Origin of the sequence: Polaribacter sp. Asnod6-C07, assembly GCF_045063625.1 — a bacterium.
Taxonomy (GTDB): domain Bacteria; phylum Bacteroidota; class Bacteroidia; order Flavobacteriales; family Flavobacteriaceae; genus Polaribacter; species Polaribacter vadi_A.
In genome coordinates, this window is sequence record NZ_JBEFOF010000005.1 from 2,559,952 (window position 1) to 2,586,526 (window position 26,575).

Below are 26,575 nucleotides of genomic sequence, written 5' to 3' on the forward strand. Positions count from 1 at the left end.
ATCAGAAACTGATTGTTGTAAAAATTGTGTGCTTTAATTATGAAAGTAACACAAATCCCATTTAAAAAAACCGGTTTTTTCTCTAAAACAATGCTAGATTATTTAGAGCAAAAAAAAACTATAAATCCATTTTATAACAATTTTCCAGATATAAATGGTTTTCAAAAACAAATAGAAGAAAAGCGAAAAACGTTTGCTTTAGAAACAAGATTGGTTTTGGCTGATGCTTTAAAAAATCAATATAATTCTTTTGATATATCAGATAAAACAGCTGCTAATATTGAGTTGTTAAAGCAAGAAAACACGTTTACTATAACTACAGGTCATCAACTAAACTTATTTACTGGGCCACTTTATTTTTTGTATAAAATTATTTCTACGATTAATTTAGCAGAAGAATTGTCAGAGAAATTTCCAGAACAAAATTTCATTCCAATTTATTGGATGGCAACAGAAGATCACGATTTTGATGAAATCAATTATTTTAATTTTGATGGTAAAAAAGTAACTTGGAACAGAAATGATGGTGGAGCAGTAGGTCGTTTTTCTACAGAAGGTTTAGATGAGGTTTTCGAAGTTTTTTCTGAACATTTAGGAAATTCTAAAAATGCAAAATATCTAAAAAATCTTTTTTCTGATGGTTATATTAAACATAATAATTTGGCAGATGCTACTCGTTTTATAGCTAACGAATTATTCAAAGATTTTGGTTTGGTAATTGTTGATGGAGATGATAAAAGCTTAAAACAAGTATTTGCGCCTTTTGTAAAAGATGAATTAGAAAAAGAAACTTCTTTTAATATTGTTTCTAAAACCATTATTGAATTAGATAAAAATTATAAAATTCAAGTAAATCCTAGAGAAATTAATTTATTCTATTTAGGTGATGATTTTAGGGAACGCATTATTTTTGAAGATAATTGTTACAAAGTAAATAATACCGATATTAGTTTTTCTAAGGATGAAATTCTGAAGGAAGTTGATACAAACCCTTTGGCTTTTTCGCCAAATGTAATAATGAGACCTTTGTACCAAGAAGTAATTTTACCAAACCTTTGTTATCTTGGTGGAGGAGGAGAGATGGCTTATTGGTTAGAATTACAAGATTATTTTAATAAGGTAAATGTTACTTTCCCTATTTTATTGTTGCGTAATTCTGTGCAAGTAGTATCAGAAAAACAAGCTAAGAAACTATCTAAATTAGATATTTCTTTAGAAGAAATGTTTTTAAATCAATATGATTTAATCAGTAAAAAGGTAGTTGAAAATACAGCAATAGAAACTAATTTTGCTGATAAAATTAACTTTTTAAAAAAACAGTTTTCAGATTTAAAAGAAGTTGCAGTAAAAACTGATATTTCTTTTTTAAATGCTGTAAATGCACAAGAAAGAAAACAAATTAAAGGTCTAGAGAATTTAGAAAAACGTTTGTTAAAAGCAGAAAAAAAGAGACAAAAAGATTTAGTAGATAGAATTACTTTATTACAAAATGAGATTTTACCAAATCAATCTTTAGAAGAGCGTCAACGTAATTTTTCTGAGTATTATTTAGAGTATGGATCTGGTTTTATTACTGCTTTAAAGCAAATTTTAAAACCTTTAGAATTAGAATTTACAATACTAGAATTATAATGAAAGAGAAAAGCCTTCATCAGAAAAATAAATTTAATAAAGGGTATAATTTTGATGACTTAGTTCAGCAAAATCCTGATTTAGCAAAGTTTGTAACAAAAAATAGATTTGGTAAAATCACGATTGATTTTTCGAATCCGAAAGCTGTAAAAGAGCTTAATAAAGCTTTATTATTTACTTATGATAAAATTACTGTTTGGGACTTTCCTGATGATAACTTATGCCCTCCAATTCCTGGTAGATTAGATTATATTCACCATTTATCTGACTTAAATTCATCCGAAGAAAATAGAACAGTTTTAGATATTGGTACAGGAGCTACTTGTATTTATCCGCTTTTGGGTGTTGCAGAATACAATTGGAATTTTGTGGCTACAGATATCGATTTAGATTCTTTAGATACTGCACAAGATATTATTGATGATAATGATTTAGATGCAAAAATTGAGTTAAGACAGCAGTTTAATGAGCAACATATTTTAAAAGATATTTTAGAAGAAGAAGATTCTTTTTTTGCAACAATGTGTAATCCGCCTTTTTATAAATCTGCAGAAGAAGCTAGAGGAGCAAATAGAAGAAAATCTAGAAATTTAGGGAATAATGCAATCCGTAATTTTTCTGGTAACAATAATGAATTGTGGTATGTAGGAGGTGAAAAAGCATTTTTACACAATTATTTATATGAAAGTTCACTTTATAAAGATAAAAGTGAATGGTTTACAAGTTTGGTTTCTAAGAAAGAAAACGTTGAAAGCTTGCAAAAATCATCAGAAAAATTGGGGGTAAAAGAGTTTAAAATTATTCCTTTAAGTCAAGGAAATAAAGTAACTAGAATTGTTTGTTGGCGATTTTAAATTGTTTTTTTTGATATTTTAATTGTACACAATATCATCAATTTTATATTTTTTACATGCATAATGTAATATGGTGTAAACTAGCATGTGTACAAATAGCAAACATAAAAAAGCGTACAAAGGCACACCAAATAGTTGATAAGGCCAATAATAGGTCCAAACACCTAAAAGAATTGTAATTACTTCACCAAAAGCAGGTAAAATTAGCGCTAAAATTATTGCTAAAACAATTTTGTTTCTTTGAGTTTGATGCTTTAAATAAGGTATTATATTTCGTTCTAATTTGTAGAGGTAATGAAAAGCCAACATCCATGCAAAAGGCACCCATAATGGGATTTCTCTAGACACTTGATGATATTCCCAATAACCATTTGCAACTCCCCAAGTTTCGCCAACTACACCTCCAAAACCAGTTAATAACATACCTGATAATAGCAACCAGTTTTTATCGGTTTTTGGTTTTATAATTTCTTTATAAATATTATGTATAATTTTTAAGATTAAAAGTACAGCAATAATTAAATCGTATTTTTTTAAAACACCAATTAAAACACCTGCAATTATTAGTTTAAGCAATGCTTTTAAAATTTCTGTGTAGAATTTCTTTTTATTAGTAATCAATTTTTTAAAGCTCTTTTTTTAATTTTTCATATTTTTTTTCATGCAAATTAAATTCGATAAAATACACATAGAGTCCGTAAATAACAGAAATCATAAGAAAACAAATAGGAAATACTTTAGAAGCTTCTGCTGTTAAACCATATTTAATAACACAATACAATGCACTAAAAATAAAACTAAATACAGCACTATTTTTTATGGTATACTCTTTTTTGTTTTTCCTCTTTTCTTCCCAATATTTAAGGAATTTTTGATTCCTTTTATCCATATAACTGTTTGGCTCCATTCTTTTTTTCAAATATAAAAAAACCGAAACAATTTGTTTCGGTTTTAGTTTTCTGTTTTTTAAAAATTATAGATTTGGAATTACCAATTCTTGACCTGGATGAATTACATCTGGGTTTTTTAAAATGTCTTTGTTCGCTTCAAAAATAGCAACGTATTTCATTGGTTTTCCATAATAGTGTTTTGCTATTTTTCCTAAAGTTTCACCTTTTTCTACTGTATGCGTTGCATAAATAGAAGTATCAGCAACTTTAATATCTGCTATAATATCTTCTGGATTATCTCCACCAATATTTTTTATTTCATCCCAAATAAGATTTTTCTCATATTGGTTTTTTGCAGTTCCATTAACAATTAATTTTCCATTTTCTTCTTTAACATCACCATCTTGAATGTTTAATTTTTGTCCTAGATCTAATACACTTTGATATTTTGCTTTCATTTTATTTCTGATTTTAATTACTTTTTTATCTCACTGTTTTTTCATCATCTACATAGTAACCTTGTTGTGTAAGGTCTCCATCTACTTCACCAGCTAATTTTTCTTTTCTTCTTTCTAAGTAGATTTCTTCATAATCTTGTGTATAATGAGGAGAAGTTACTACATTTAAATCGAATTTAATTGTTGTAAAAACGTCTTTTTCTGTATTGGCAACTATAGTTACATAAAACTCTACGTAACCAATATTTTTTGCACTATCGTAATCTAGAACAATATAACCAAAATCATCTTTACCAATAGATGTTGAAGGGAAATCTATTTCTATACAACCACAAGATGCTTGCACATCATAAATAATTAATGGTTCATTACCTCTATTATAAAGCTTATATTCTGCTGTTAGTTCAGATCCACGTAAAATTGGATAATAATGTCTGTCTGGATTTTCAATTTCCATTTTTGTTTTTCTAACATTTTCTATATCAGGTTTTCTAAAAGAACAAGAACTGATAGTTAATGCTAATACTAAGAGTAATAATAAATTTTTCATTGTTGTAAATTTAATCTTTTTTTAATTAAATATAATTTCATCACAAGCTAAAGTATTTTTACCACCAATATTGTGTTTTTTTACTTTAACTATAAAGCTTTCAGGGAGTTGCTTATCATCGTATTTTGTTGGGAGTTCTATAGAAACTTCTTTTATATCTAAATTAGAATCGTCTTTTTTTACTTTTAATTTTTTAATGATGTTATTATTTGTATCTAAAATTTCTATCACTCCTGGATAATAAATATGATGTTTTACATCTTGTAAAAAAGAAAATGTAATTTTTTTAGATTTAGAAATACCTGCTTTATCAATTTTTAGAATTAAATCATCTACAGAAGAAATGTGCCAATTTGTATTATAATCATTTAAACCAAAAGCACCATCATTTAATATTTTTGTATTTGTATAATCTTCATCTAATTTAGATAAAACCTCGAATTTCTTTTTATAAAAATAATGTTTTCTTTTATGATATTTATAAATTGTTTTTCGCCAGTTATTAATATAATCTCTAATATTATATTTTCTTTCGTTATAAGTTTTAAGGTTTGCAGATCTGCTATATGATGCTAAATTATCTAAAAGAATTCCAGCTTCGTTTTTTACAATAATTTCTTTGTCATTGTTCAAAATACCAAAACCATAAATACCAAGACCATAATCTCTCATAATTTCTAATTTAAGAAAAGTAAGAGCTGTAGCTAATTTTAAATAGTCTTTATCGTATTTATTACTTTGTGTATGGGTATTAAATTCGTCATAAAATTCAAAAAAAACTTTAGGGTCTAAATATTTTTTTACAGTTTTATCTATACCACTATAAATACTTAATTCTTTAGTACTTGCAAAAAATGAGTTGTCTATATGTGTATAATAATTAGTTAAAATACTGGCTAGTTTGTTAGAATATTTATCATTAAAATAATTGCTAATTTCCTTATCAATATCAATATTAGTTTTCCATAATAATTTAGCAAATATTGTAGATTTTAATCCTTGAAAAGTACTATAATCATATTCACTACCATGTAAGAATACACCATTAATACCTAATTTTTTATAGAGTTTTAAATTCTGTTGTGTAACTTTTAAAATAGGGTAAACATCAAAATAATTATCATAATTTACGGTATAATCCCAGATGTATACATTATCTAAATAATCGCTCCATTTCTTAATTTTGTTTTCAAAATCTTTAAATTTCTTTGTGTTTTCTAAAGGGATTCCTTTTTGTACATCAATAGTGCTGTAAAAAATACCTGTATTCTCTTCAGCTTTAAATTTAGGAATATCTTTTACAGTTATATATGCTGTTGTAAAAAATGTAGCTCTACTATTGTCTTTAGCTAATTTGTTTAAAAATGTAAATACTGCAGGAGCTGCATCTTGTGATGTATTACCAACTGCTTTACAAGTACTACAGGTACATACAATACTGTTGTCATTAGGTAGAATCATGTATTTATTAAAAGCATGATCGCTATCAAAAATTCTTTTTACGTTTTCATTTACATATTTATATAAACTATCACTTGTAAAACAGAACTGTTTTTTAGTTCTTACACTACCTACTTTAGCATAAACTGATTCTGGTAAATTATAGTTTTTAAGAAGTTTAGGTAAATTATGTCCCCAAATTCCCCATTCTAATTCAAGAGAACTTGTTTTGTTCCATGCTCTAAACTCTGTATCATTGTTAGTAGCATAATAAGGTTCTCTGTATTCAAATTCGGGCGAAGAACAATTACTAAACTTTTCAGGGATATCTATTTCTGATGTAAAATCTTCTTTTGGTTTATTTAATTCATTGTAATTTAAATTAGTATATCTTTTAAAAAAATCGCTAATTGCATACATTAAATTCTGTGCATTAGACCCCTGTAGAGTAATATTTCTACCTTTTCTATACATACAAAAATTATCTTTCTGAGTAGGGTTGATTCTCAGTAAAATATAATTGTAATTTTTATTTAAACTATTACTTCTTTCTATTTTTAAAGTTGTGCCTGTAACTGTTTTAAATTTTTTATTAAAATCTTCTGCAGCATTACTCACTAAAATATCAGCAGTTAAAGGGATACTTATTTTTGGTGATATTTTATTTTCTTTAGAAAACAATGTTATTTTGTTTTGAGCACAAGATGATAAGCTTAAAAAAAATATAAAAATTAATATGTATTTTTTAAACATAATATTTGGGGAATAAAAAGTTATTAGAATCTTGTAATTATAGATACTGATAAATTATATTGATTAATATATGCCAAAGCAGTACTATCTGTTACAGGACTTTTAAAGTTAATCCAAGATCCGTTTACTAATAACAAAGTTTTAGGTGATATATTATAACCATAACCAGCCCCAACTAAAACATTAGAAAAATCTAAGAAAGCAGTTTCACCTTCTGCTAATTGATCGTTAAAAGGCGCACTACCAAAGGAGACTATAAAACTAACATAATCTTGCCTGGCATTTACATTTATTCGTGTTTGTGCAGCAAAATTAAAATAGTTGAATTGATCGTCTCTCATCAATATTCCTTTAGCACTAACCCAAATGTCTTCCCAGGTTTTAGAAAGACCTAAGTTTAAACTTAAAAAGTTTATATCGTTTTGTAATCGAGAAAAACGAAGGCCTGCTTGAGCTTCATAACCATTGTCTAGACCTTTGTATGCATTACCATATAAGATAAATTTAGGGAAAAATTTCGATCCTAATAATACACCAACATCTGCATATAGAGTAGGAGTAAAGACTCTTGAATAATTTACACCTCCTTGTACACCAACTCCAGATCTTCTTGCAGCATAATTTAAGTCTGCACCAAATGTATTTTTCTCATCATACTTATGGCTATAACCTAAACTAGCTAAAGATGTACTAAATGCAGTAGAATCTGATGAAGCTTGCGTATAAGTTGCTGCTAATTTATTTTTAAGCTTAGCTGCTTTTAATACTTCTAAAGCATTATTCCATTCATTTCTTTCAAAAGGGTCATCAATTTGTCTAAAACTTTGGTAATAGTAAGCAGAGTCGTATTGTTCCATTAATTCAAAAACAATACCTTTTTTATATTTTAAGAAATTATCATTAGGGTATTGTTCTAATTTTTCATTAACAATCTCTAATGCATCTTCATTTGGCTTTTCTTGAATGTATAAGTTTATCATTCTTTGTAAAGCATAATCTTCTGTAGAATTTAAAGAATCAGATATTCTGTAGTCTTCTATTGCTTCATCTATTAAACCTTCTTCTTCTTTATTTTTTCCTCTAAACCATAATACTTCCGCTAAAGAATTTTTAATTTTTCTATCGTATTTGTAAACGGTTTTTAAAGAATCTAAAACATTTATAGCATCATCATATTGATTATTTTGAGCTAATAAGTTAGATAACTTTAATTTAAAATTTTTGTTATTTGGGTAAAAACTTAAAGCACTTTTACTATAGTTAACTCCTTTTTCATAATCAGGAATTGCAGAAGAAGCATTTATGGCAATTTCTAACAATCTTTTGTTATTGTTTTCTCTTGTAAGGCCATCTTCTACAACAGGTAAAACAGCTCTAAACCTTTGCTCTCTCATTAAATAAGTTGCATAAGCTTCTGTTTGTGTAACGTAAATTCTTGGGTATTTTTCTTCTAAAGGATATTGTTGTTCCAATCCTCTAGTTATTTCTAGAGCATCTTCAAATAATTCCATTTCTTGATATAATGTAGATTTTCTAACTAAATAATCAGGATTATCTGGTTCTAAACCAATCAATTTATCAATTTGATCTGTAGCTTCATCATACTTTTGTAAAGCTAAATAGATTCCGAAAATTTGTTGTTCAGCTTCTTTTTGAAAATCTGGTGATGATACTAAGTCTTCAAAAATTGGTAAAGCTTCATCAAATTGTCTGTTTTCTACTAAAGTTTTTGCTCTACCATACATTACTAAATTATAATCGTAAGTTATATCAGCATCATTTGGGTATTTTTCGTGAAGTATTAATACTTCTCTTTCAAAACGATCTTTATCTTTTATAGGTCTGTATAACTCTTTTAATTGTACTAAAAGCTTTTTGTTATTCGGACTTCTTTTTATTCCTTTTTTAAGAAAATATTCAGCATCTACATCATAACCTTTACCTAATGCATTGTTAATTACATAAGTTTGTGACTCTGAATTACCATTAAGATCTAATAATTTTTTCTGAATTTCATAAGAATCATTATATTCATTAAAATTAGCAGATTGCTGCATTAAATAAGGTAATGTTTCAGAATGTATTGTTGGAAATTTGGCTTTATCTACCTCTGTTTTTATATAAACAATAGCTTCTTCATGTCTTCCTAATTCTTCTAATAAACCAATTTTCTTTTCAATTAATTCTGAATCTTCACGTAGTTCTAATAATGCTCTGTTTGTGTATTGTAAGGCAATTTCAGGATCTCCTTTTAATAACTCATTTCTAATGATACCTATGTATGCTTGTTTGTTTGATGGATCATTATCTATAACTGTTTTATAAACTTGGTTTGCATCATCATACCTTCTATTTTCTACAGCACTATTACCATCATTAAGCATTATGTAGTTATAGTCGTTTTGTATTTCTGTATCATCTGGATAGATTTGATACAATCTTTTTAAAGCTCTTTCTGCTTCTTCATAGTTACCCATTTCTTTATAAATAACTATTTTTCTACGCCACCAACCTCTACTGTAAGGTGTAATTTCTAAAAGCTCATTTACAAAACAAATTGCATCAGAATATCTTTTTGTAGTTTGTTCTATACTTACTAAAAAACCTAAAACATCAATATCTTTTCTTCTTCTATCGTAAACTTGTTTTAAAACATATCTTGCAGTATCATATCTACCCAATTGCATTTGAGCTTTACCTAAAAGTGTTTTTAAATCTAAATCTTCTGGAGCTAATTGTAACCCTCTCCAGCTCATTTTTGCTGCTCTAGTAAAGTTTTGTTCAGCAATATCTCTTTTGGCCTCCTCAAAATATAAATCCGAAGAATCATATACTTCTTGAGAAGATATATTTAATTGTGAGATGAGTGCCACAATTAATAATAAAATTGACTTATTAATTTTCATAATAATTATATGGTAATTTATGTTTTAATAGGCTCAAAATCTGAGTTTGAGCTTTTTCCTTTCTTTAGTTTTTCAAAAATACTTTGTTTTTTACCTCCAGCATTTCCAGAGCTATCTCCACCATCATTATTGCTTCCAGTATTACTGTCAGATTTTTTCTTTTTGTCATCTTCATTATCAAATCCTTTTCTTGTCATTGTTCCCCAAGCAAGTTCTCTAGAAGTTACGTAACTGAAATATCCTTTTAAAGAGAAAAACATAATCATTGGGTGATAAATGAATGGCTCAATAAATGCTGTTAGAAACAGTGTTAATACCTCTCTAGTTGTGTTGTAATATTTAAATGTCATTTGATCCCAAATAATTACAATTGAAGAAATCATTATGGCAAATGTGTAAGAATACAATAAGATTAATGGTGCAAAGTTCCAGTTTACATATCCATAAAATAATAGGAATATTGAGAATAAGATACCAAACGCTTCTATAATTGGCGCTAAAAACTCAAAAATAAAAATGTACGGAAAAGTAATTAAACCTAATCTTTTATAGTTTGGATTGAATAGAATTTTTCTGTGTTCACTAAACATTTGAAATAATCCACTGGCCCATCTTGTACGTTGTCTACCTAAAATTTGAATATTTGGTGGTCCTTCTGTCCAACAACAAGAAAGAGGTATATAACCAATTTTATAATCAAGTCTGTTATTCATCATATGAGCAGCCATTCTTGTCATCATATCCATATCTTCTGCATGAGAATCTGCTCCATAACCCCCAGCTTTAATAGCTATATCTTTATCAAACATTCCTAATCCACCAGAAACATTAGGTACAGAGTTTATTAATTCCCAACCCATTTTTCCTAATAAATAAGATCTAATGTATTCTAGTTCTTGAAAACGAGGTATAAGTGCTTTAGGTGGTCTTACTCTTGTAATAATTCCTTCTTCAATCTCACAGTTATTAGACATTCTTAATGTTGCACCAACAGCAATTACAGTTGTTTTAGAACTTAAGATTGGCTTAATCATTTTTGTAAGTGTATTTCTTGCCAAAATACAATCTACATCAGTATTTAAATAGTATGGAAAAACTGAAGCGTTTAAACCCGCATTAAAAGCATCTGCTTTAGTACCACCATTTTCTTTATCAATTATAGTTAAAATGTCGTACTTAGGGTTTTGAGATTTAAATGTTCTTTTATATGGCTTTGTTTTAATTTTTTCTACATATGCAAAAGGAGCTTCAATTAAATCGAATTCTTCAATTAATAATTTTAAGGTATCATCTTTACTACCATCGTTTACAATAATTACCTCAAAAAGAGGATAGTTTAATGTAAGTAAAGATTTTACATTTACAATAATTGTTTTCTCCTCATTATAAGCAGGTGCAATTACGGAAATACCAGGTGCTAGATGAGAAGCTAATAATTCTTCATCATCAATATCTGTATTATAACTTTTATATTTATTAATAGCGATAAAAGAAAATATGGCTAATACTATGTAACTTAAAATTAATGAAGTTGCATAGAAAAATATAAAATACTCGTATATTTTTACAAAAATTTCAAACATTTATTTGTATTTTATTAAGGGTGTTTCTACGTGTTGTAAAATGATAAGATCAAACCCTTTTAATGTGTTTTTTAAATTTTGAAAAGCAATCTTTCCTTCGTAACTATAGTTTAATATAGCTTCTGCAATAATCTTTTTAGTATCTGTATTATTAGAGTCTGAGAAGATTTCTTGTAAGAATTTAAGTGATTTTCCTGTATTAAATTTTCTAATTGTTTTTACAATTGCTACCTGACAAATTTCGGGCTCTGTATAATATCTATCAATTAATTCTTGTTCTGTTTCAGAGATGTTTAGTTCTCCTAAAGTTGTAATTGCTTCAGCTCTTACTAGTTCGTTATCGTCTTCTAATTTTTCTATTAAAATTTCGTTAATCCCTTTTTGTTTAAAGAAACCAACCATTTTAATTAAGAAAACTACTAATGAATCATTTTTAGAATAGTTAATCCATTTTCCTAATCCTTCTAGATTTCCTCTTTCTTTTTGTAGTTCTAAATATTGCATTAATTCAATCTGATCCCATTTACTTAAGTCTCGATCAAATTCATCAAAAAATCGATATGGATCATTAGTACTTAAAGCTAGGTAAGAGTTTCTAGCTTCACTACGAATTAATTTATTTTTACTGTAGGCGTATCTTAATACTTTAGAATCAAATTTATTTAAATCTAATACAAAAGCTTCTTGAAATGCATCAATTTTTTCACTGTTAGAACGAGAGTCAAATTTAGATTCTAAATGTTCTACAATACCTAATGCACTAATTATTAAAGGATATTTTTCAGAATCTCTATTATCATTTTTAAAATCTACTAAAACACCAACTCCAATATCTAAAGATTCTTTATTAACCTCTTCTACAATATCTTCAAATTTGGTAAAGATTTCTTGTTCAGAATAATTTTTTTCTGTGAATAAAATATCTTCAAATAATTTAACGATTTCAGGTACACTATTTTTTAGTGTTTTCTGTAATCTATTATGTCTTCTTCTAATTGTATAGATAGTTATCATAAGAGCTAACGTAGCAACTATAAATGCCATTGTTAATACAATAGTTATCTGTATAATTAGAGGAAATGTTTTTATCTTATAGATAAAAGAAAGTAGCCACTCAACGAAACCCATCTTGTATTATGTTTTTATTAGTCGTTTAAGTGGGGGATATTTATTTAATGTAACTGGTACAAAAGTAACTAAATTTATACCTTAATAATATTTTTTCTTTGAATTAACATACTTTATAGGTGAATAACTTCATCATAAGCATCTGCAACTGCTTCCATAACAGCTTCACTCATTGTTGGGTGAGGATGTATTGTTTTTAACACTTCATGACCAGTAGTTTCTAACTTACGTCCTAAAACTGCTTCTGCAATCATATCTGTAACTCCAGCACCAATCATATGACAACCTAACCATTCTCCGTATTTTGCATCAAAAATTACTTTTACAAATCCATCTGGAGTTCCAGCAGCTTTTGCTTTACCAGAGGCAGAGAAAGGGAATTTACCAACTTTTAACTCATAACCAGCTTCTTTAGCTTTGGCTTCAGTTAAACCAACAGATGCAATTTCTGGTGTTGCATAAGTACAACCAGGTACATTACCATAGTCTATTTTTTCTGTATGTAAACCAGCTAATTTTTCTACACAAGTAATACCTTCTGCAGAAGCAACATGTGCTAAAGCTTGGCCAGGAACAACATCACCAATAGCATAATAGCCAGGTATGTTTGTTTGGTAATAATCGTTTACTAAGATTTTATCTCTATCAACAATAATACCTACATCTTCTAAACCAATGTTTTCGATGTTAGATTTAATTCCAACTGCAGATAATAAAATGTCTGCTTTTAAAGTTTCTTCTCCTTTTTTAGTTTTAACAGTTGCAACAACTCCTTCACCAGAAGTATCAACAGACTCTACAGAAGAGTTTGTCATAACTTTAATACCAGCTTTTTTAATAGAGCGTTCGAACTGTTTAGAAATATCGATATCTTCTACAGGAACAACATTTGGCATAAATTCTACAATAGTAACATCTGTTCCCATTGAGTTATAAAAATGTGCGAATTCTACACCAATTGCTCCAGAACCTACAACAATCATAGATTTTGGTTGTGTTGGTAAGGTCATTGCTTGTCTGTAACCAATAACTTTTTTACCATCTTGTGGTAAGTTTGGTAATTCTCTAGAACGTGCACCTGTTGCAATAATAATATTATTAGCAGCATATTCTGTAACTGTACCATCTGCAGCAGTAACATCTACTTTTTTACCAGTTTTAATTTTTCCAAAACCGTCAATAATGTCGATTTTGTTTTTCTTCATTAAGAAAGCAACACCTTTGCTCATTCCTTCTGCAACACCTCTACTACGTTTAATTACGGCATCAAAATCCTTATCAAAAGCTTCTACTTTTAAACCATATTCATCAACATGCTTTAAATAATCATAAACTTGAGCAGATTTTAATAATGCTTTTGTTGGGATACATCCCCAGTTTAAACATATACCACCTAAAGATTCTTTTTCTACAATTGCAACTTTAAAGCCTAATTGAGATGCTCTAATTCCTGTTACATAACCTCCAGGTCCACTTCCGATAATAATGATGTCGTATTTCATAAATGTAATTGTTTATCTTGTTCTTTTTGGGCGTTTTAACAGGCTTTCACTACTCGCTTTTTTTATTTAGAAAAAGAATAAAAAAGAGCTCAATCAGATTGTTCAACCCTTAACGCGTGCTAATTTACTAACTTTAGATTTATTTTACTTTATTAATGCTAATTTTTTAATTACAATGAGAATTATAGTAAGTAATCATATCTATTAACCTTGAGTCTTTATTTGTAAAATCTCTTTCACTTATTTTTTTCTCGAAAAAATATTCGATATTCTCTTTATCTTTTATCATATTTAAGAACTCTTGACAATCAGAAGTTTGTTTTGATAGAGTTTTAATAAATTTTTTTTCATCTATGCTAGGGAGTACTTCTATATAATCAGAGTTTTGTTTTCCTACATAATAAATAGTTTTTGTACCTGCTCCTATAACAGGTGATCCAGGATTTCCCATTGACAAACCTGTATTATAACTTATTAATGAATATAAATTCAATTTACCTTTAACTACTCTTTTAATTAGTAGGTGTCTTTTGGTTTTGATACTTATTTTATAAAGAAATTCTTCTTCAAAAAGGAATTTTACTCGACTAACTTCTTTATAGTCAAAAGTTTGTTTCTTGTCTTTTTTTGTTTTTTTAAATTTTATTTTGTTTCCACTGGTAAGTTTTAATAAACCCCTTAAATCTGAACCATCTCTCATATGTAAAGTTCCTTTTTTATAGGTGTTAAAAAAGGATTGTGAGGATATACTTAAAGAGATAAAAATTAAAAAGATTGTAAATTTCTTCGTCATAACTTATTTTTTACATTCTCTCAGGAACCTTTATTCCTAATAATGAAAATGATTGTTTTATTGTATCTGCTACTTTTTTTGCCAACTGTACTCTAAATATTTTTTTATCTTGATGCTCTTCTCCAAGGATAGATACATTTTGATAAAAAGAGTTGAATTCTTTAACCAAATCATACGTGTAGTTTGCAATAACTGCTGGCGAATAATTTGCTGCAGCTTGCTGTACAGTTTCAGGAAATAATTCTAATTGTTTTAATAATTCTTTCTCTTTTTCGTGCAAATCAATAGTAACTGGTTTTGAATAATCAAAGTTTGCTTTTCTAATTATTGATTGAATTCTAGCGTAAGTATATTGTATAAAAGGCCCTGTGTTTCCTTGAAAATCTACAGAAGATTTTGGGTCGAACAATATTCTTTTTTTAGGATCTACTTTTAAAATAAAATATTTTAAAGCACCTAAACCAATAGTTTTATACAACTCATTTTTTTCATCATCAGAATAACCATCTAATTTGCCTAATTCTTCAGAAATATCTTGTGCAGTTGTTGTCATTTCTACCATTAAATCATCTGCATCTACAACAGTTCCTTCTCTAGATTTCATTTTTCCTGAAGGTAAATCTACCATTCCATAACTTAAATGATGCAATTGTTTTGCCCAATCAAAACCTAGTTTTTTTAAGATTAAAAATAAAACTTGAAAATGATAATCTTGCTCATTACCAACAGTATATACCATTCCTCCTACATCTGCATAATCTTTTACACGTTGTATGGCAGTACCAATATCTTGAGTCATATAAACAGCAGTTCCATCAGATCTTAAAACAATTTTTTCATCTAAACCATCATCAGTTAAATCGCACCAAACAGAACCATCTTCTTTTCTGTAAAAAACACCTTTTTCTAAACCTTGTGCAACAACATCTTTACCTAATATATAAGTGTTGCTTTCATAATATAAATTGTCAAAATCTACACCCATGTTTTTGTAAGTGATGTCAAAACCAGTGTAAACCCATGAGTTCATTTCTTTCCAAAGAGCAACTGTTTTTTCATCTCCAGCTTCCCATTTTAAAAGCATTTGTTGTGCTTCTACTAAAAGGGGAGCTTCTTTTTTTGCTTCATCTTCGGTTTTTCCTTCAGAAATTAATTGCGATATTTCTTTTTTATATTCTTGGTCGAATTTTACGTAATAATTACCAACCAATTTATCGCCTTTTAAACCTGTAGATTCTGGAGTTTCTCCTTTTCCGAATTTCTGCCAAGCCAACATCGATTTACAAATATGTATACCTCTGTCGTTTATAATTTGAGTTTTATAAACTTTTTTACCAGCTGCTTTTATAATTTCTGCTACAGAATACCCAAGTAGATTATTACGAACGTGTCCTAAATGTAGTGGTTTGTTGGTGTTAGGTGATGAATATTCTACCATTACTGCTTTTTCATCCGCCTTTGGCGATACAAAACCATAAGTTGAATTATCGTAAATTGTATTGAAAAAATTTGTGTAATAACTATCATCAATAACCAGATTTAAAAAACCTTTTACCACATTGTAATTTGTAATTTCAGTTACGTTTTCAACTACATACTTTCCTAATTCTTCACCAATTTGAACAGGATTTCCTTTTTTGTATCTTAACATAGGGAAAACAACAACTGTAATATCGCCTTGAAACTCTTTACGAGTGGCTTGGAATTCTACTGTTGGTATTTCTGTATTATATAAAGCTAAAAAACCTTCTTTTACTTTGGTTTCTATAGTGTTTTGTATGTTCATTTTTGTCGAAAAATTGAAATGCAAATTTACATAATTTTAGCATATATTTTTGTAGAATTAATTGTATTTTTCGTGGATGCAAAAACGGTTAGAACAATTGCCAAAATTGGCTCAAGAAGCTTTAAAAGAAAATAAAAAATATTTTACAAATTTAAGAAAAAGAACACCTAGAGATTTAGATGTTGTTGTACAAGATTTACATAATAAAGAATTCAAAAAAACAGATTGTTTAGATTGTGGAAATTGTTGTAAAACAACGAGTCCTATTTTTACTGATAAAGATATTGAGCGTATTTCTAAGTATTTAAAAATGAAAGTTGCAGATTTTATTAAGATCTATCTAGAAAGAGATTCAGATGATTTTATGGTGTTAAAAACTTCTCCTTGTTCTTTTTTGGACGAATCTGATAATTCATGTTTTATTTATGATGTAAGACCAAAAGCGTGTGCAGAATATCCGCATACAGACAGACGTAAATTTATTCAAATTACAGATTTAACCATTGCAAATACTTTTATTTGTCCTGCAACTTATAACATTGTAGAAGCTTTAAAACAGCGTATACCTTACGAATATAATGAGAAAAAGAGAAGAAAATAGTTTGTAAAATTTTTAATAAGTGAACTATGTCTGATAAAATTAAAGAGCTAGAAAGAGAAAATTTAATCTTAAAAGAACGCTTAGCAAAACTAGAAAAATCAAAACCATCTAAAAAGAAACGATGGCAATTTTTTGTAAAATTTACAACTACTTTTATGGCTGGTAAAAAGCTAAAAACGAGTATTTATAATTCCATTCAAGAATTTAATGAGCAGAAAAGAATTTCATTACAAACTACGTCAGATTTAATAGCCAGCATTATTAGAAGGTTAACAAGGATTGGAGTAGTGGCGTTGTTATTTGCATTGTTGCCTACTACTTTAATGATTTATCAAAATAGTTTATTAAAAAAACAAAACAGAAAAATTCAAGAGCAAACTCATTTGGCTGAAGCTTCAAGAAGATCGGCTCAAATGTTTATTATGGGCGATATTTTAAGTGATATTAATACTGAACTTGAAACCAAAAAAAACAAGAAACTATCAAAAACTTTAGTGAGTAGAATTGTGGGTTTAAGCAGAGCAATGAAACCTTACAGGTATTTGGTAGATGATGCTTTAATTGTAAATTCAATAAGCCCAGAAAGAGGACAGTTGTTAATTACTTTGTGCAAAAGCGATTTGAATCCTGCTTTTTTTGAAGACCAAATTTTGCAAGAAAGCGATTTTACTCAGGCAGAACTTAAAGGCGCAAATTTATATAACGTTATTTTAAGAGGGATTAATTTAAAAGATGCAGATTTATCTGATGCAATTTTGGTAAATATAGATGCTAGAAGAGCAATTTTTGAAAATGCCAACTTAAAAAATGCAGATTTGGGATATGCTAATTTAAGTAATGCTGTTTTAAAAAACAGCAACCTTTCTAGTGCTATTTTATTAAAAACAAAGTTAAATAAAGCCAATTTTACAAATGCTGTTTTAGATAGTGCAGTGGTTGATAGTTTAAATTGGTTAACTTATATAAAAGATGATTTAAAACTAAAAGGAGCAGAAACGCTTTATGAAAAATATAAAGTTGATAGTGTGTATTCAAAAGTTTTTGATAAAAAAGTGGCAACTGTTTTGAGTAGGTAGATATATTAGAAATCAATAATTTCTGTCCTAATTTTAAAATTACCATTTCTTTTAAGTTTATTGATTTTTTGGTTTAAAAGTAGAAAATCTGTTGTGCTTAAATTAATATTTATACTTATTAAATAGGTAGTATTAATTTTTGTGTTTTCTAATTTAACCAAATCTTTTTTTGATTTTATATTTATTAATTTAGGATTATTAGTTTTTATATATTCTTGTTTAGAATTCAATCCAGGAATTTTTGGCATTATTGTTTTTTCTAATTTATTTTTTTCGATGAATTGTTCAAGATCTTCTTTCCATACTTCGATTTTTGCATGGTGAAAATCATAATAATTATTTTGAAAACTCATTTTTGTGATAAATTTTATTGACAGAAGGTTATAATAAGTCAATTCCAAATAAACATTTTTTAATTCCCTTAAACTAAAGTTTTTTCCAAGAAAAATTACGTGTCCCCATCTTTCATTGTGCAACCCTAATGAGTATATGTATTCAGGGAACTCAACAAATTGATTATTAAGTTTAATTTTTACGCTATCATTATATTTTAATAAAATAAAATTACCTTGATATTCGTCGATTTCACTTGCGTTTTTTTTGATTTCTGACCTTATATTTATCAGTTCTATTTCATCGTATTTCTCTTTATAGAAATTTTCGGTTTTTTGAAAGTTATTTGAATTAAGAATTAATGAAGAATTGTGTAAGAAAATTTTTCTTTTTATTGTTTCATCTTTTAAGCTAATTATTATTGAATCTTTTTTTAATTTATAAATTCCTTTTTTCGAATTAAAAAAGAAATCAGTTAGAGTAACTGAATCATTTTTTATTATAATTTCGTCCCAATTTGATTTGTTATTTTCTTGATAATTCCAAATCCAATTGCCTTGTAAATCTTTTTTGTTAATTTTATTTGAACAAGAAGAGGTAATAATAATTAAAAGAAGTACAATCCTTTTCATAGAATTAATTTCTAATCATATATCAAATATCGTTCCCTAATTTTTTGAAACTTTTGCAATTCATTTTGCCAAGTATTTCTAATTTCTTTGGCAGATAATCCTTGTTCTATTTGTTGTTGTAATTTGGTGTTTCCTGCGTGTATGGTAAATGTTTCTCCAAAGAATTTTTCTGTTTTTGGAGTTTTATTGTAAGCGTCAATTAACCATTCTAAATTTATTGAGTTTAGTTTTTTTTCATCACTCAAATCTATACCATAACACAATTTTCCTTTTTCTTTCGGGTATTTTGCTCCAAAGTTAGCTTTAGGAGTGTAGCTGAAATTATTTTTAGGAAAAAAAGATGCTCCATATCTTTGAAACTGAAATTCAGTTCCTCTACCAGCATTAATAATTGTACCTTCAAAAAAACCTAAACTTGGGTAAAGGTTTATAGATTTATCATTAGGTAAGTTTGGTGAAGGTCTAATTGTTAAGCTATATTCAGAATTGTGATTGTAATTTTTTAAGGGAATCACTTTTAAATCACATTGAATTCCGTTTTTTAACCATTTTTCGCCATTTATCATTTGCCCATATTCACCAATTGTCATTCCATAAACCACAGGAACTGGATGTTTACCTACAAAACTAGTATGTTTCATTTCTAAAACAGGACCATCAACATAATGTCCATTTGGGTTGGGTCTGTCTAAAACAATTACAGGGATTCCAGCTTCTGCACAAGCTTCCATAACATAATGTAAAGTAGAAATATACGTGTAAAAACGAACACCCACATCTTGAATATCAAAAACAACAACATCAATATTTTTTAGTTGTTCTGGCTTAGGTTTTTTGTTTTTACCATATAAAGAAATAATGGGTAAACCAGTTTTAGTGTCTTTGCCATCTTTAACAATTTCTGCTGCATCTGCTTTTCCTCTAAAACCATGTTCTGGGGCAAATACTTTTTTTACGTTAATGTTTTTATTTTGATGTAAATAATCTACTAAATGATGTGTTACTTTTTTAGAGCCCATTACATTTGGTGCAACTTCAGCTCTTTGTATAACAGATAAAACTGATGTTTGATTGGCAACAATAGCAATGTTTTTACCTTTTAAAAGATCGAGGTATAATTCTGTGTTTTCTGCTCCTGTTTTAATTTCTAATTGTTGCTTTGTATCGTTTTTAACAGACAATTCAGAATTTTGAACACGTTTAGCGCAAGAAATCAGCTGAAAATTCATCAACAAAAACAAAAATAAATAGGTACTTTTACGAAGTATAAAAAGAGTCATCAGTTTGAATTACGAGTTATTTATTGCAAAACGCATTATTGCTGGCAAAAAGTATAAAAATAGTATATCATCACCAATAATAAAAATTGCAATTACAGCAATTGCAATGGGTATAATTATTATGTTGATTGCTGTGGCTACAGGTTTGGGGTTGCAATATAAAATTCGCGATAAAATGGCTGGTTTTAAAGGGCATATTCAAATTGTAAACTACGATAACAATAATTCTGAGGTTTCTACAACTCCTGTTAAAAAAAATCAAGAATTTTATCCGAAGTTTAAAAACATTTCAGGTATAAAAAATATTCAAGTTTTTGCAAATAAAGGCGGAATATTAAGAACCAAAACCGATTTTGAAGGTGTAATTTTTAAAGGAGTTTCTACGGATTACGATTGGTCTTTTTTTAAAGAATATTTGGTAGAAGGTGTTGTGCCAGACTTTAATCAACCAAGAACAAGAGAGGTGTTATTATCAGAAACTGTTGCAAATCGTTTACAATTAAAATTGAACGATACTATTTTAGCTACTTTCTTAAAAACATCTACGAGTAAATTACCATCTAACAAAAAATACATTATTTCTGGAATTTATAATTCTGGCTTTGCCCAGTTTGATAAAAGTGTGATGATTGGTGATATTAGAGAGGTGCAGAAATTAAACAAATGGACAGAGAATGAAGTTGGTGGTTTTGAGGTTTTAATTGATGATTTTAATTCTATTGATGTTATTGGTGAGCAAATCTACAGAGAAATAGGAGTAACTTTAAATAAGAAAACAATTGTTGAAACTTATCAAAATGTATTTGAATGGATTAAGCTTTTTGATAATAATGTTTGGTTTATTATTGCAATTATGATAGTAATTGCAGGTATAAATATGATAACAGCTTTGTTAGTTTTAATTTTAGAACGCGTACAAATGATTGGTATTCTTAAAGCTTTAGGTAGTTATAATACTAGTATCAGAAAAATATTTTTATATAATGCCTCTTACCTTATCTTAAAAGGACTTTTTTTGGGGAATATTATAGGGTTGTCTTTAATTTTTATACAGCACTTTTTTAAAATAATTACATTAAATCCTGAAACATATTATGTTACTACAATGCCAGTTTATATCTCTTTTACTGCTATTTTATTATTAAATATAGGTACATTGTTTTTATGTTTTTTAATGTTGATAATACCATCTTATATTATCACTAAAATTGAGCCATCTAAATCTATAAAGTTTGCTTAATTCATTATTTGGGTTGTTTTTAAGTTTGTTTTTTTTAAGTGTTAATGTCACTTTATTAATATATAATTGATGGAATTTTATCAAATGAAATTCAGAAAAAATATATTAGAAACTATTGTATAATACAACTTTGGTTCGGTTAAATTCTGTAATAAAAGAAATGGATGCTTTAGTTTAAACCTAAGTGGAAACTTTTTAATCCTCGTAATTCTTTAGATGATAATATGAAGGAGTTTAAAGTGTTTCAGCTTTCTGTTAGATGTGTATATGGTTTTGTTGATTCTGTAGATGAAACAAAAATATTGCAGATAAACCAATTAAAGAAATTATGTTATTTTAAATAAACTACTAAGGTCGATGAAATATCAAAATTGATGTCTAAGTAAAATAAAGATGTTTTGGTTGATTTAGAAAATGGAAATTATCATATAATTACATAATATTATTAGTGCTACATAGGTGAGGAAAAATTAAACGAATAATTAATACTTGTTAACGCTCTAAATACACCAGTCAACGAAAATTAGATTTTTTATTTTAATAAGTTTCTTTTCTTTGAAGTGGATTTATAAAAAAGTGTGTTATTAAAAGTTAAGGGGTTTAATAATACCATATATCAAAAAATCGCTCAAGTAATCTTGAGCGATTTTTTTTACTTAAGAAATAGTTTTTTTTAACGCTTATTAATTACGCTTCAGCTTCTATATATAATTTTTTAGCGAAAAATAGAATTTTAATTATATAATATTTGTTTATTTACAGTGTATTTATTGAAATACAAACTAATTATAAGTTGGGGAATTTATAATATGTAACTATTAAGAGTCGTTTAAAATTAATTTTTTAAACGATTCTTTTTTTTTATGAGATAGATATATTTCTCTAGGATTTCTTCTTAAAAAAATAATTATAACGTTTAATAAATGCATTTTAACGAGGAGTTTTAAGCACTTATCGAAAAAGATTAAATTTATTAGCATAGTAGTTGTTTCTTTGTAGTGTATTTATCGAGGTAAATACCGATTAATTATAAGTTGGGGGATTTATAATATGAAACTAAGAAATCGTTTAGAATTAATTTTCTAAACGATTTTTTCTGTAATAAATATATTCATTTAGTATTTCTCAACGAGTTCTTCTCAAAAAAATAAAACGTTTTATTTTTACATTTTAAAGAGTAATTTTAAGCGCTTGTCGAAAAAGATTAAATTTATTCTTGTAGCAATTGTTTATTTGTAGTGTATTTATTTAAATACAAAACTATTTATAAGTTGGGGAATTTATAATATGTAACTAAGGAATCGTTTAGAATTAATTTTCTAGACGATTTTCTTTTTATTTAATGAACTTATGTAATTTATTATAAAATAAAAACCATCTCTTTACAGAGATGGTTTTTTAAATCAACTAATTCAAATAATTTACACAATGAAAACAATTAACTAATTTGCTTTCATTTATGTGTAATCAACTTTTATGCCAAGAATAATTTACTCTTTTTTTTTGGTAATATTTTAACTCTTTTTTGTTAAAACTTTAAAAGACGATTGTTAAAGTTTAAAATAGGTGTTGTTTTAATTTTGAATTGGTCTACTTTTAAAAAATGGATAAAAGGAATCTATTAATTTTTCTATTCATTTTGGCTTTACAGGCTAAAACAACAAATATCTATGCCCAAATAGATTTAGGTGCAAAAGACTATTATGTTTGGTTTGATACTACAATAGGAAATGGAAATTCAGGGATATATAATGGAACTATATTTGTTGAAAAATATATAACTAAACCAGATAATCATCGTTTTTTTGAAGAGAATATATATAAGTTGGGTAATTTAGTTTATGATGATCAAACTTATTATAACATTCAATTAAAATATGATATTCATGATGATCAATTAATTGCAAAATTACCTTATCAATCTAACTTTTTATTTATCAAATTGATAAAAGAAAAAATTGATTTTTTTGAGATTTATATTGATGAAATCAATTTACCAAAAGAAAAACATACGTTTATAAACAGTAGTACTAATTTAGATATTGTAGATACATCTTTTAAAGGTTTTTATCAAGTTTTATACAAAGTAAAATCAACCATTTTAATAAAAAAGAATTACAAAGACATATCAAAATTTATTGATGATAACTTGGCCTATATAAGGTTTTCAGATAGAAGCTATTTTGCACTTTTAAAAGACAATACGTATCATATTATAAATTCTAAAAAAGATTTAATTAGAATTTATCCAAAGCAAAAGAAAAATATTTCTATTTTTTACAGAAAAAACAGAAAGCTTTTTAAGTTAAACGAAAGCATTTTTTATCAGAAATTACTAGAAGACATTCAAACATCAATAAATAAAACAGAAATTTAATAAGATGAAAAAACACATATTCTTTGTTTTATTTTTCTGTGCTTACTTAACTAATGCACAACAAAAAATCACTTTAACTTATACAGACTTAACTAGGGTAGAAGTAATAAAAAAAATAGAAGAAAAATCGTCTTATCGCTTTTATTATGTTAAAGATTGGCTAAAAGACAAAACCTTAGTTTCTGGTAGTTTTATAGACAAAGATTTATCTGATGTTTTAAATAATCTTTTTAATGGTACCCTTGTTAATTATTACATTCATACAGAAAACAAGGTAATTTTATCTTTGAATAGCGTTATACATACTAGTTTCCCAAATTTAGTTTGGGTAGATACAAAAGAGCAAAAAGAAACAAATAATAATCTAAAAAGTACACCTATTTTTTATAGTGAGGTTGCAAAGGATAAGTTATCGAATTCGAAAATAATTAGAATAGGTAAGGAGTCTAAAAATTCAACAAAAAAAGAATATACGCTTAAAGGTTATGCTAAAAATGTAACTACAGGAGAGCTTATACCCAACCTTGCTTTAATAGTAAAAAATACAAATCTTTCTGCTGTAACAAATGAAAATGGTTTCTATTCAATTAAATTACCTATTGGTGTAAATGAAATAGAAGCAACATCTTTGGGTTATACTAATCTAAAGCAAACCATTATTATTTATAATAATGGTAAACATAATTTTTTACTAAAAGAAAGTTCTGTGCTTTTAGATGAATTAATTATTGAAGCAGGTAGAGATAAAAATGTAAATGAGGCAATTACAGGTGTTTCAAGTATTAAGATTCAGAATATTAAAAACATACCTTTAATTTTAGGAGAAAGAGATATTTTAAAAGTAGCTACTGCTTTACCTGGAATTAAAAAGGCAGGAGAAGGTTCAGCAGGTTTTAATGTTAGAGGTGGTAAAGAAGACCAAAACTTAATTCTTTTAGATGATGCTGTTCTATATAATCCTTCACATTTTTTTGGTATTTTTTCAGGGATAAATCCTTTTACAGCTGGAGATGTAGATATTTATAAAGGCTCAATTCCATCAGAATTTGGTGGTAGATTATCTTCTGTTTTTAATATTAAAACAAAAGAATCAGATTTTAATGAATTTAAAGGGGAAGCTGCAATAGGGCCAGTTACAAGTAATTTAGCATTACAAATACCTATTGTAAAAGAAAAAGCAAGTTTAATAGTTGGTGGTAGAGGAACTTATTCTAATTGGATTTTAGATTTGTTAGAAGATGAAAATCTAAAAAATAGTAGTGCCTCTTTTTATGATACCAATTTAAAATATACCCATAAATTAAGTGATAATGATAAGCTAGAGGTTTCAGGTTATTATAGTAATGATTCTTTTAGTATTACTTCAGATTCATTGCAAACCTATTCTAACAGGTTGTTATCTGTAAAATGGAATCATAAATTTAACGAAAAGAATAGTGGAGATTTAATTATAGCTAATAGTGAATATAAGTTTAACTTAGATTTTGATGAAAATTCTATAAACGATTTTGAGCTTGATTATAGAATTACAGAAACTGAATTAAAGCTAAAGATGAAATATTTGGCTAATGAAAAACATAAGTTTGAATACGGAGTGTCTAATAAGCTGTTTAATGTATCACCAGGAAACATAAAACCAAAAGGCACCCAAAGTATTGTAAGTGTTTTTGATACTCCAAAAGAAAGAGGTTTAGAATCTGCTTTGTTTTTTTCTGATAATTTTAAAGTAAATAAAAAACTGTTATTAAACCTTGGTTTTAGACTTTCTCTCTTTACAGTTTTAGGACCATCATCGCAAAATGTATACGACCCAAGTTTACCAAAAAACGAAAGTTCTATTCTAGAAGTTAAAGATTTTGGAAATAACGAGGTTATTAAAACTTATGGAGGTCCAGAAATAAGATCATCTGTAAGATATGCTTTAACTCCAAGTTTTTCTATTAAAGCTGGGTTTGACAATACATATCAATACATTCATACATTATCTAATAATACAACAGCATCTCCTACAGATACTTGGAGGTTGTCTAGCCTAAATATAAAACCACAACAAGCAAATCAACTTTCTTTTGGTTTGTTTAAAAATATTAATGGTAATGAGTATGAATTGAGTTTAGAAAGTTACTATAAAACAAGTAAAAATATTCTAGATTATAAAGTTGGCGCTAATTTATTATTAAACCAAAATATTGAATCTGATATTTTACAAGGAAAAGGAAAAGCTTATGGAGTTGAGTTTTTAGTGAAGAAAAATAAAGGTAGATTAAATGGTTGGTTTGGTTATAGTTATTCGCGTTCTTTTATTCAGTTAGATAGCGAGTTTGGAGAAGAAAGAGTAAATAATGGTAATTTCTTTCCAACTAATTTTGATAAACCTCATGACTTAAACATTATAGCCAATTATAAAATTACAAGAAGATATAGTGTGTCTGCTAATTTTTCATATCAAACAGGTAGACCTGTAACCTATCCAATAGGTAGTTTTTTATTAAATGGAGAAGAAAGAGTTTTATATAGTGATAGAAATAAATTTAGAATTCCAGATTATTTTAGGTTAGATATTGGTTTTAATGTAGAAGGAAATCATAAAATTAAAAAACCAGGTCATGGTTTCTGGAATATTTCAGTTTATAATGTTTTAGGAAGAAACAACCCATATTCTGTGTTTTTTGTTACTGAAGCAGGAGAAATTAAAGCATATAAGAGTTCAATATTTGCGTTTCCTATTCCAACAATAACGTATAATATTAGTTTTTAAATA

General features: G+C 27.3%; 20 protein-coding genes. 7 read left to right on the forward strand and 13 right to left on the reverse strand.

Features of this window, described 5'->3' with window-relative positions:
- The first annotated feature begins 39 nt into the window (after positions 1–39).
- Together bshC and rlmF are read left to right on the forward strand one after the other, a co-directional pair.
- Positions 40–1,632 (forward strand): bacillithiol biosynthesis cysteine-adding enzyme BshC, encoded by a 1,593-nt coding sequence (gene bshC / locus ACJJVK_RS10970; protein ID WP_405565961.1) that lies wholly within the window; start codon positions 40–42, stop codon positions 1,630–1,632.
- The gene (rlmF, locus tag ACJJVK_RS10975) at positions 1,632–2,486 is read left to right on the forward strand and encodes a 23S rRNA (adenine(1618)-N(6))-methyltransferase RlmF (protein WP_405565963.1); all 855 of its coding nucleotides are present in this window, start codon (positions 1,632–1,634) and stop codon (positions 2,484–2,486) included. The genes bshC and rlmF overlap by 1 nt, the downstream gene beginning before the upstream one ends.
- An 18-nt stretch (positions 2,487–2,504) precedes the next feature.
- Here the strand turns inward: rlmF and ACJJVK_RS10980 are convergent, their stop codons facing one another.
- The 11 genes from ACJJVK_RS10980 to argS all read right to left on the reverse strand — a co-directional run bounded on the left by ACJJVK_RS10980 (position 2,505) and on the right by argS (position 16,275).
- Entirely contained in the window at positions 2,505–3,107 is a 603-nt protein-coding gene (locus tag ACJJVK_RS10980) for a hypothetical protein (protein WP_405565964.1), read from the reverse strand.
- A gap of 4 nt (positions 3,108–3,111) precedes the next feature.
- Positions 3,112–3,393, reverse strand: coding sequence for a hypothetical protein (locus ACJJVK_RS10985; RefSeq protein WP_405565966.1), 282 nt, complete (start codon positions 3,391–3,393; stop codon positions 3,112–3,114).
- A 66-nt stretch (positions 3,394–3,459) separates the two neighbouring features.
- Positions 3,460–3,834: a LysM peptidoglycan-binding domain-containing protein gene (locus tag ACJJVK_RS10990; RefSeq protein WP_405565967.1), complete on the reverse strand. Its 375-nt coding sequence runs from the start codon at positions 3,832–3,834 to the stop codon at positions 3,460–3,462.
- 25 nt (positions 3,835–3,859) lie between these two features.
- Complete coding sequence (locus ACJJVK_RS10995) at positions 3,860–4,384, reverse strand: DUF1573 domain-containing protein (protein WP_405565968.1); 525 nt, start codon at positions 4,382–4,384, stop codon at positions 3,860–3,862.
- A gap of 21 nt (positions 4,385–4,405) precedes the next feature.
- Positions 4,406–6,505 carry a DUF4838 domain-containing protein gene (locus ACJJVK_RS11000; RefSeq protein WP_405565970.1) on the reverse strand — a complete coding sequence of 700 codons (2,100 nt, stop codon included), beginning with the start codon at positions 6,503–6,505 and terminating at the stop codon, positions 4,406–4,408.
- 95 nt (positions 6,506–6,600) lie between these two features.
- Positions 6,601–9,483, reverse strand: a complete 2,883-nt coding sequence (locus ACJJVK_RS11005) for a tetratricopeptide repeat protein (RefSeq protein ID WP_405565971.1) — start codon at positions 9,481–9,483, stop codon at positions 6,601–6,603.
- A 17-nt stretch (positions 9,484–9,500) separates the two neighbouring features.
- A complete protein-coding gene (locus ACJJVK_RS11010; protein WP_252726743.1) occupies positions 9,501–11,066 on the reverse strand; it encodes a glycosyltransferase in 1,566 nt (521 codons plus the stop codon).
- Complete coding sequence (locus ACJJVK_RS11015; RefSeq protein ID WP_405565973.1) at positions 11,067–12,110, reverse strand: HEAT repeat domain-containing protein; 1,044 nt, start codon at positions 12,108–12,110, stop codon at positions 11,067–11,069. It lies immediately after the preceding gene.
- Positions 12,111–12,307: 197 nt separating this feature from the next.
- Entirely contained in the window at positions 12,308–13,696 is a 1,389-nt protein-coding gene (lpdA, locus tag ACJJVK_RS11020) for a dihydrolipoyl dehydrogenase (protein WP_405565975.1), read from the reverse strand.
- 166 nt (positions 13,697–13,862) lie between these two features.
- Positions 13,863–14,489 (reverse strand): hypothetical protein, encoded by a 627-nt coding sequence (locus ACJJVK_RS11025; RefSeq protein WP_405565977.1) that lies wholly within the window; start codon positions 14,487–14,489, stop codon positions 13,863–13,865.
- A 10-nt stretch (positions 14,490–14,499) separates the two neighbouring features.
- Positions 14,500–16,275 carry an arginine--tRNA ligase gene (argS, locus tag ACJJVK_RS11030; protein ID WP_405565979.1) on the reverse strand — a complete coding sequence of 592 codons (1,776 nt, stop codon included), beginning with the start codon at positions 16,273–16,275 and terminating at the stop codon, positions 14,500–14,502.
- A 76-nt stretch (positions 16,276–16,351) separates the two neighbouring features.
- Here argS and ACJJVK_RS11035 point away from each other — a divergent pair, with 76 nt between their 5' ends.
- Both ACJJVK_RS11035 and ACJJVK_RS11040 read left to right on the forward strand, forming a co-directional pair.
- Positions 16,352–16,876 carry a YkgJ family cysteine cluster protein gene (locus tag ACJJVK_RS11035; RefSeq protein ID WP_405565980.1) on the forward strand — a complete coding sequence of 175 codons (525 nt, stop codon included), beginning with the start codon at positions 16,352–16,354 and terminating at the stop codon, positions 16,874–16,876.
- A gap of 26 nt (positions 16,877–16,902) precedes the next feature.
- The gene (locus ACJJVK_RS11040) at positions 16,903–17,952 is read left to right on the forward strand and encodes a pentapeptide repeat-containing protein (protein WP_405565982.1); all 1,050 of its coding nucleotides are present in this window, start codon (positions 16,903–16,905) and stop codon (positions 17,950–17,952) included.
- Between the two features lie 5 nt (positions 17,953–17,957).
- On the opposite strand, the gene ACJJVK_RS11045 is transcribed toward ACJJVK_RS11040, so the two are convergent.
- Together ACJJVK_RS11045 and ACJJVK_RS11050 are read right to left on the reverse strand one after the other, a co-directional pair.
- A complete protein-coding gene (locus ACJJVK_RS11045; protein WP_405565984.1) occupies positions 17,958–18,917 on the reverse strand; it encodes a hypothetical protein in 960 nt (319 codons plus the stop codon).
- Positions 18,918–18,928: 11 nt separating this feature from the next.
- Complete coding sequence (locus tag ACJJVK_RS11050) at positions 18,929–20,197, reverse strand: exo-beta-N-acetylmuramidase NamZ domain-containing protein (RefSeq protein WP_405565985.1); 1,269 nt, start codon at positions 20,195–20,197, stop codon at positions 18,929–18,931.
- A gap of 4 nt (positions 20,198–20,201) precedes the next feature.
- Between ACJJVK_RS11050 and ACJJVK_RS11055 the strand changes: the two genes are divergently transcribed.
- From ACJJVK_RS11055 to ACJJVK_RS11065, 3 genes are all read left to right on the forward strand, one after another.
- The gene (locus ACJJVK_RS11055) at positions 20,202–21,437 is read left to right on the forward strand and encodes an ABC transporter permease (RefSeq protein WP_405565987.1); all 1,236 of its coding nucleotides are present in this window, start codon (positions 20,202–20,204) and stop codon (positions 21,435–21,437) included.
- 1,603 nt (positions 21,438–23,040) lie between these two features.
- The gene (locus tag ACJJVK_RS11060) at positions 23,041–23,814 is read left to right on the forward strand and encodes a hypothetical protein (protein WP_405565989.1); all 774 of its coding nucleotides are present in this window, start codon (positions 23,041–23,043) and stop codon (positions 23,812–23,814) included.
- A 4-nt stretch (positions 23,815–23,818) separates the two neighbouring features.
- Entirely contained in the window at positions 23,819–26,572 is a 2,754-nt protein-coding gene (locus tag ACJJVK_RS11065) for a carboxypeptidase-like regulatory domain-containing protein (RefSeq protein ID WP_405565990.1), read from the forward strand.
- The last annotated feature ends 3 nt before the right edge of the window (positions 26,573–26,575 follow it).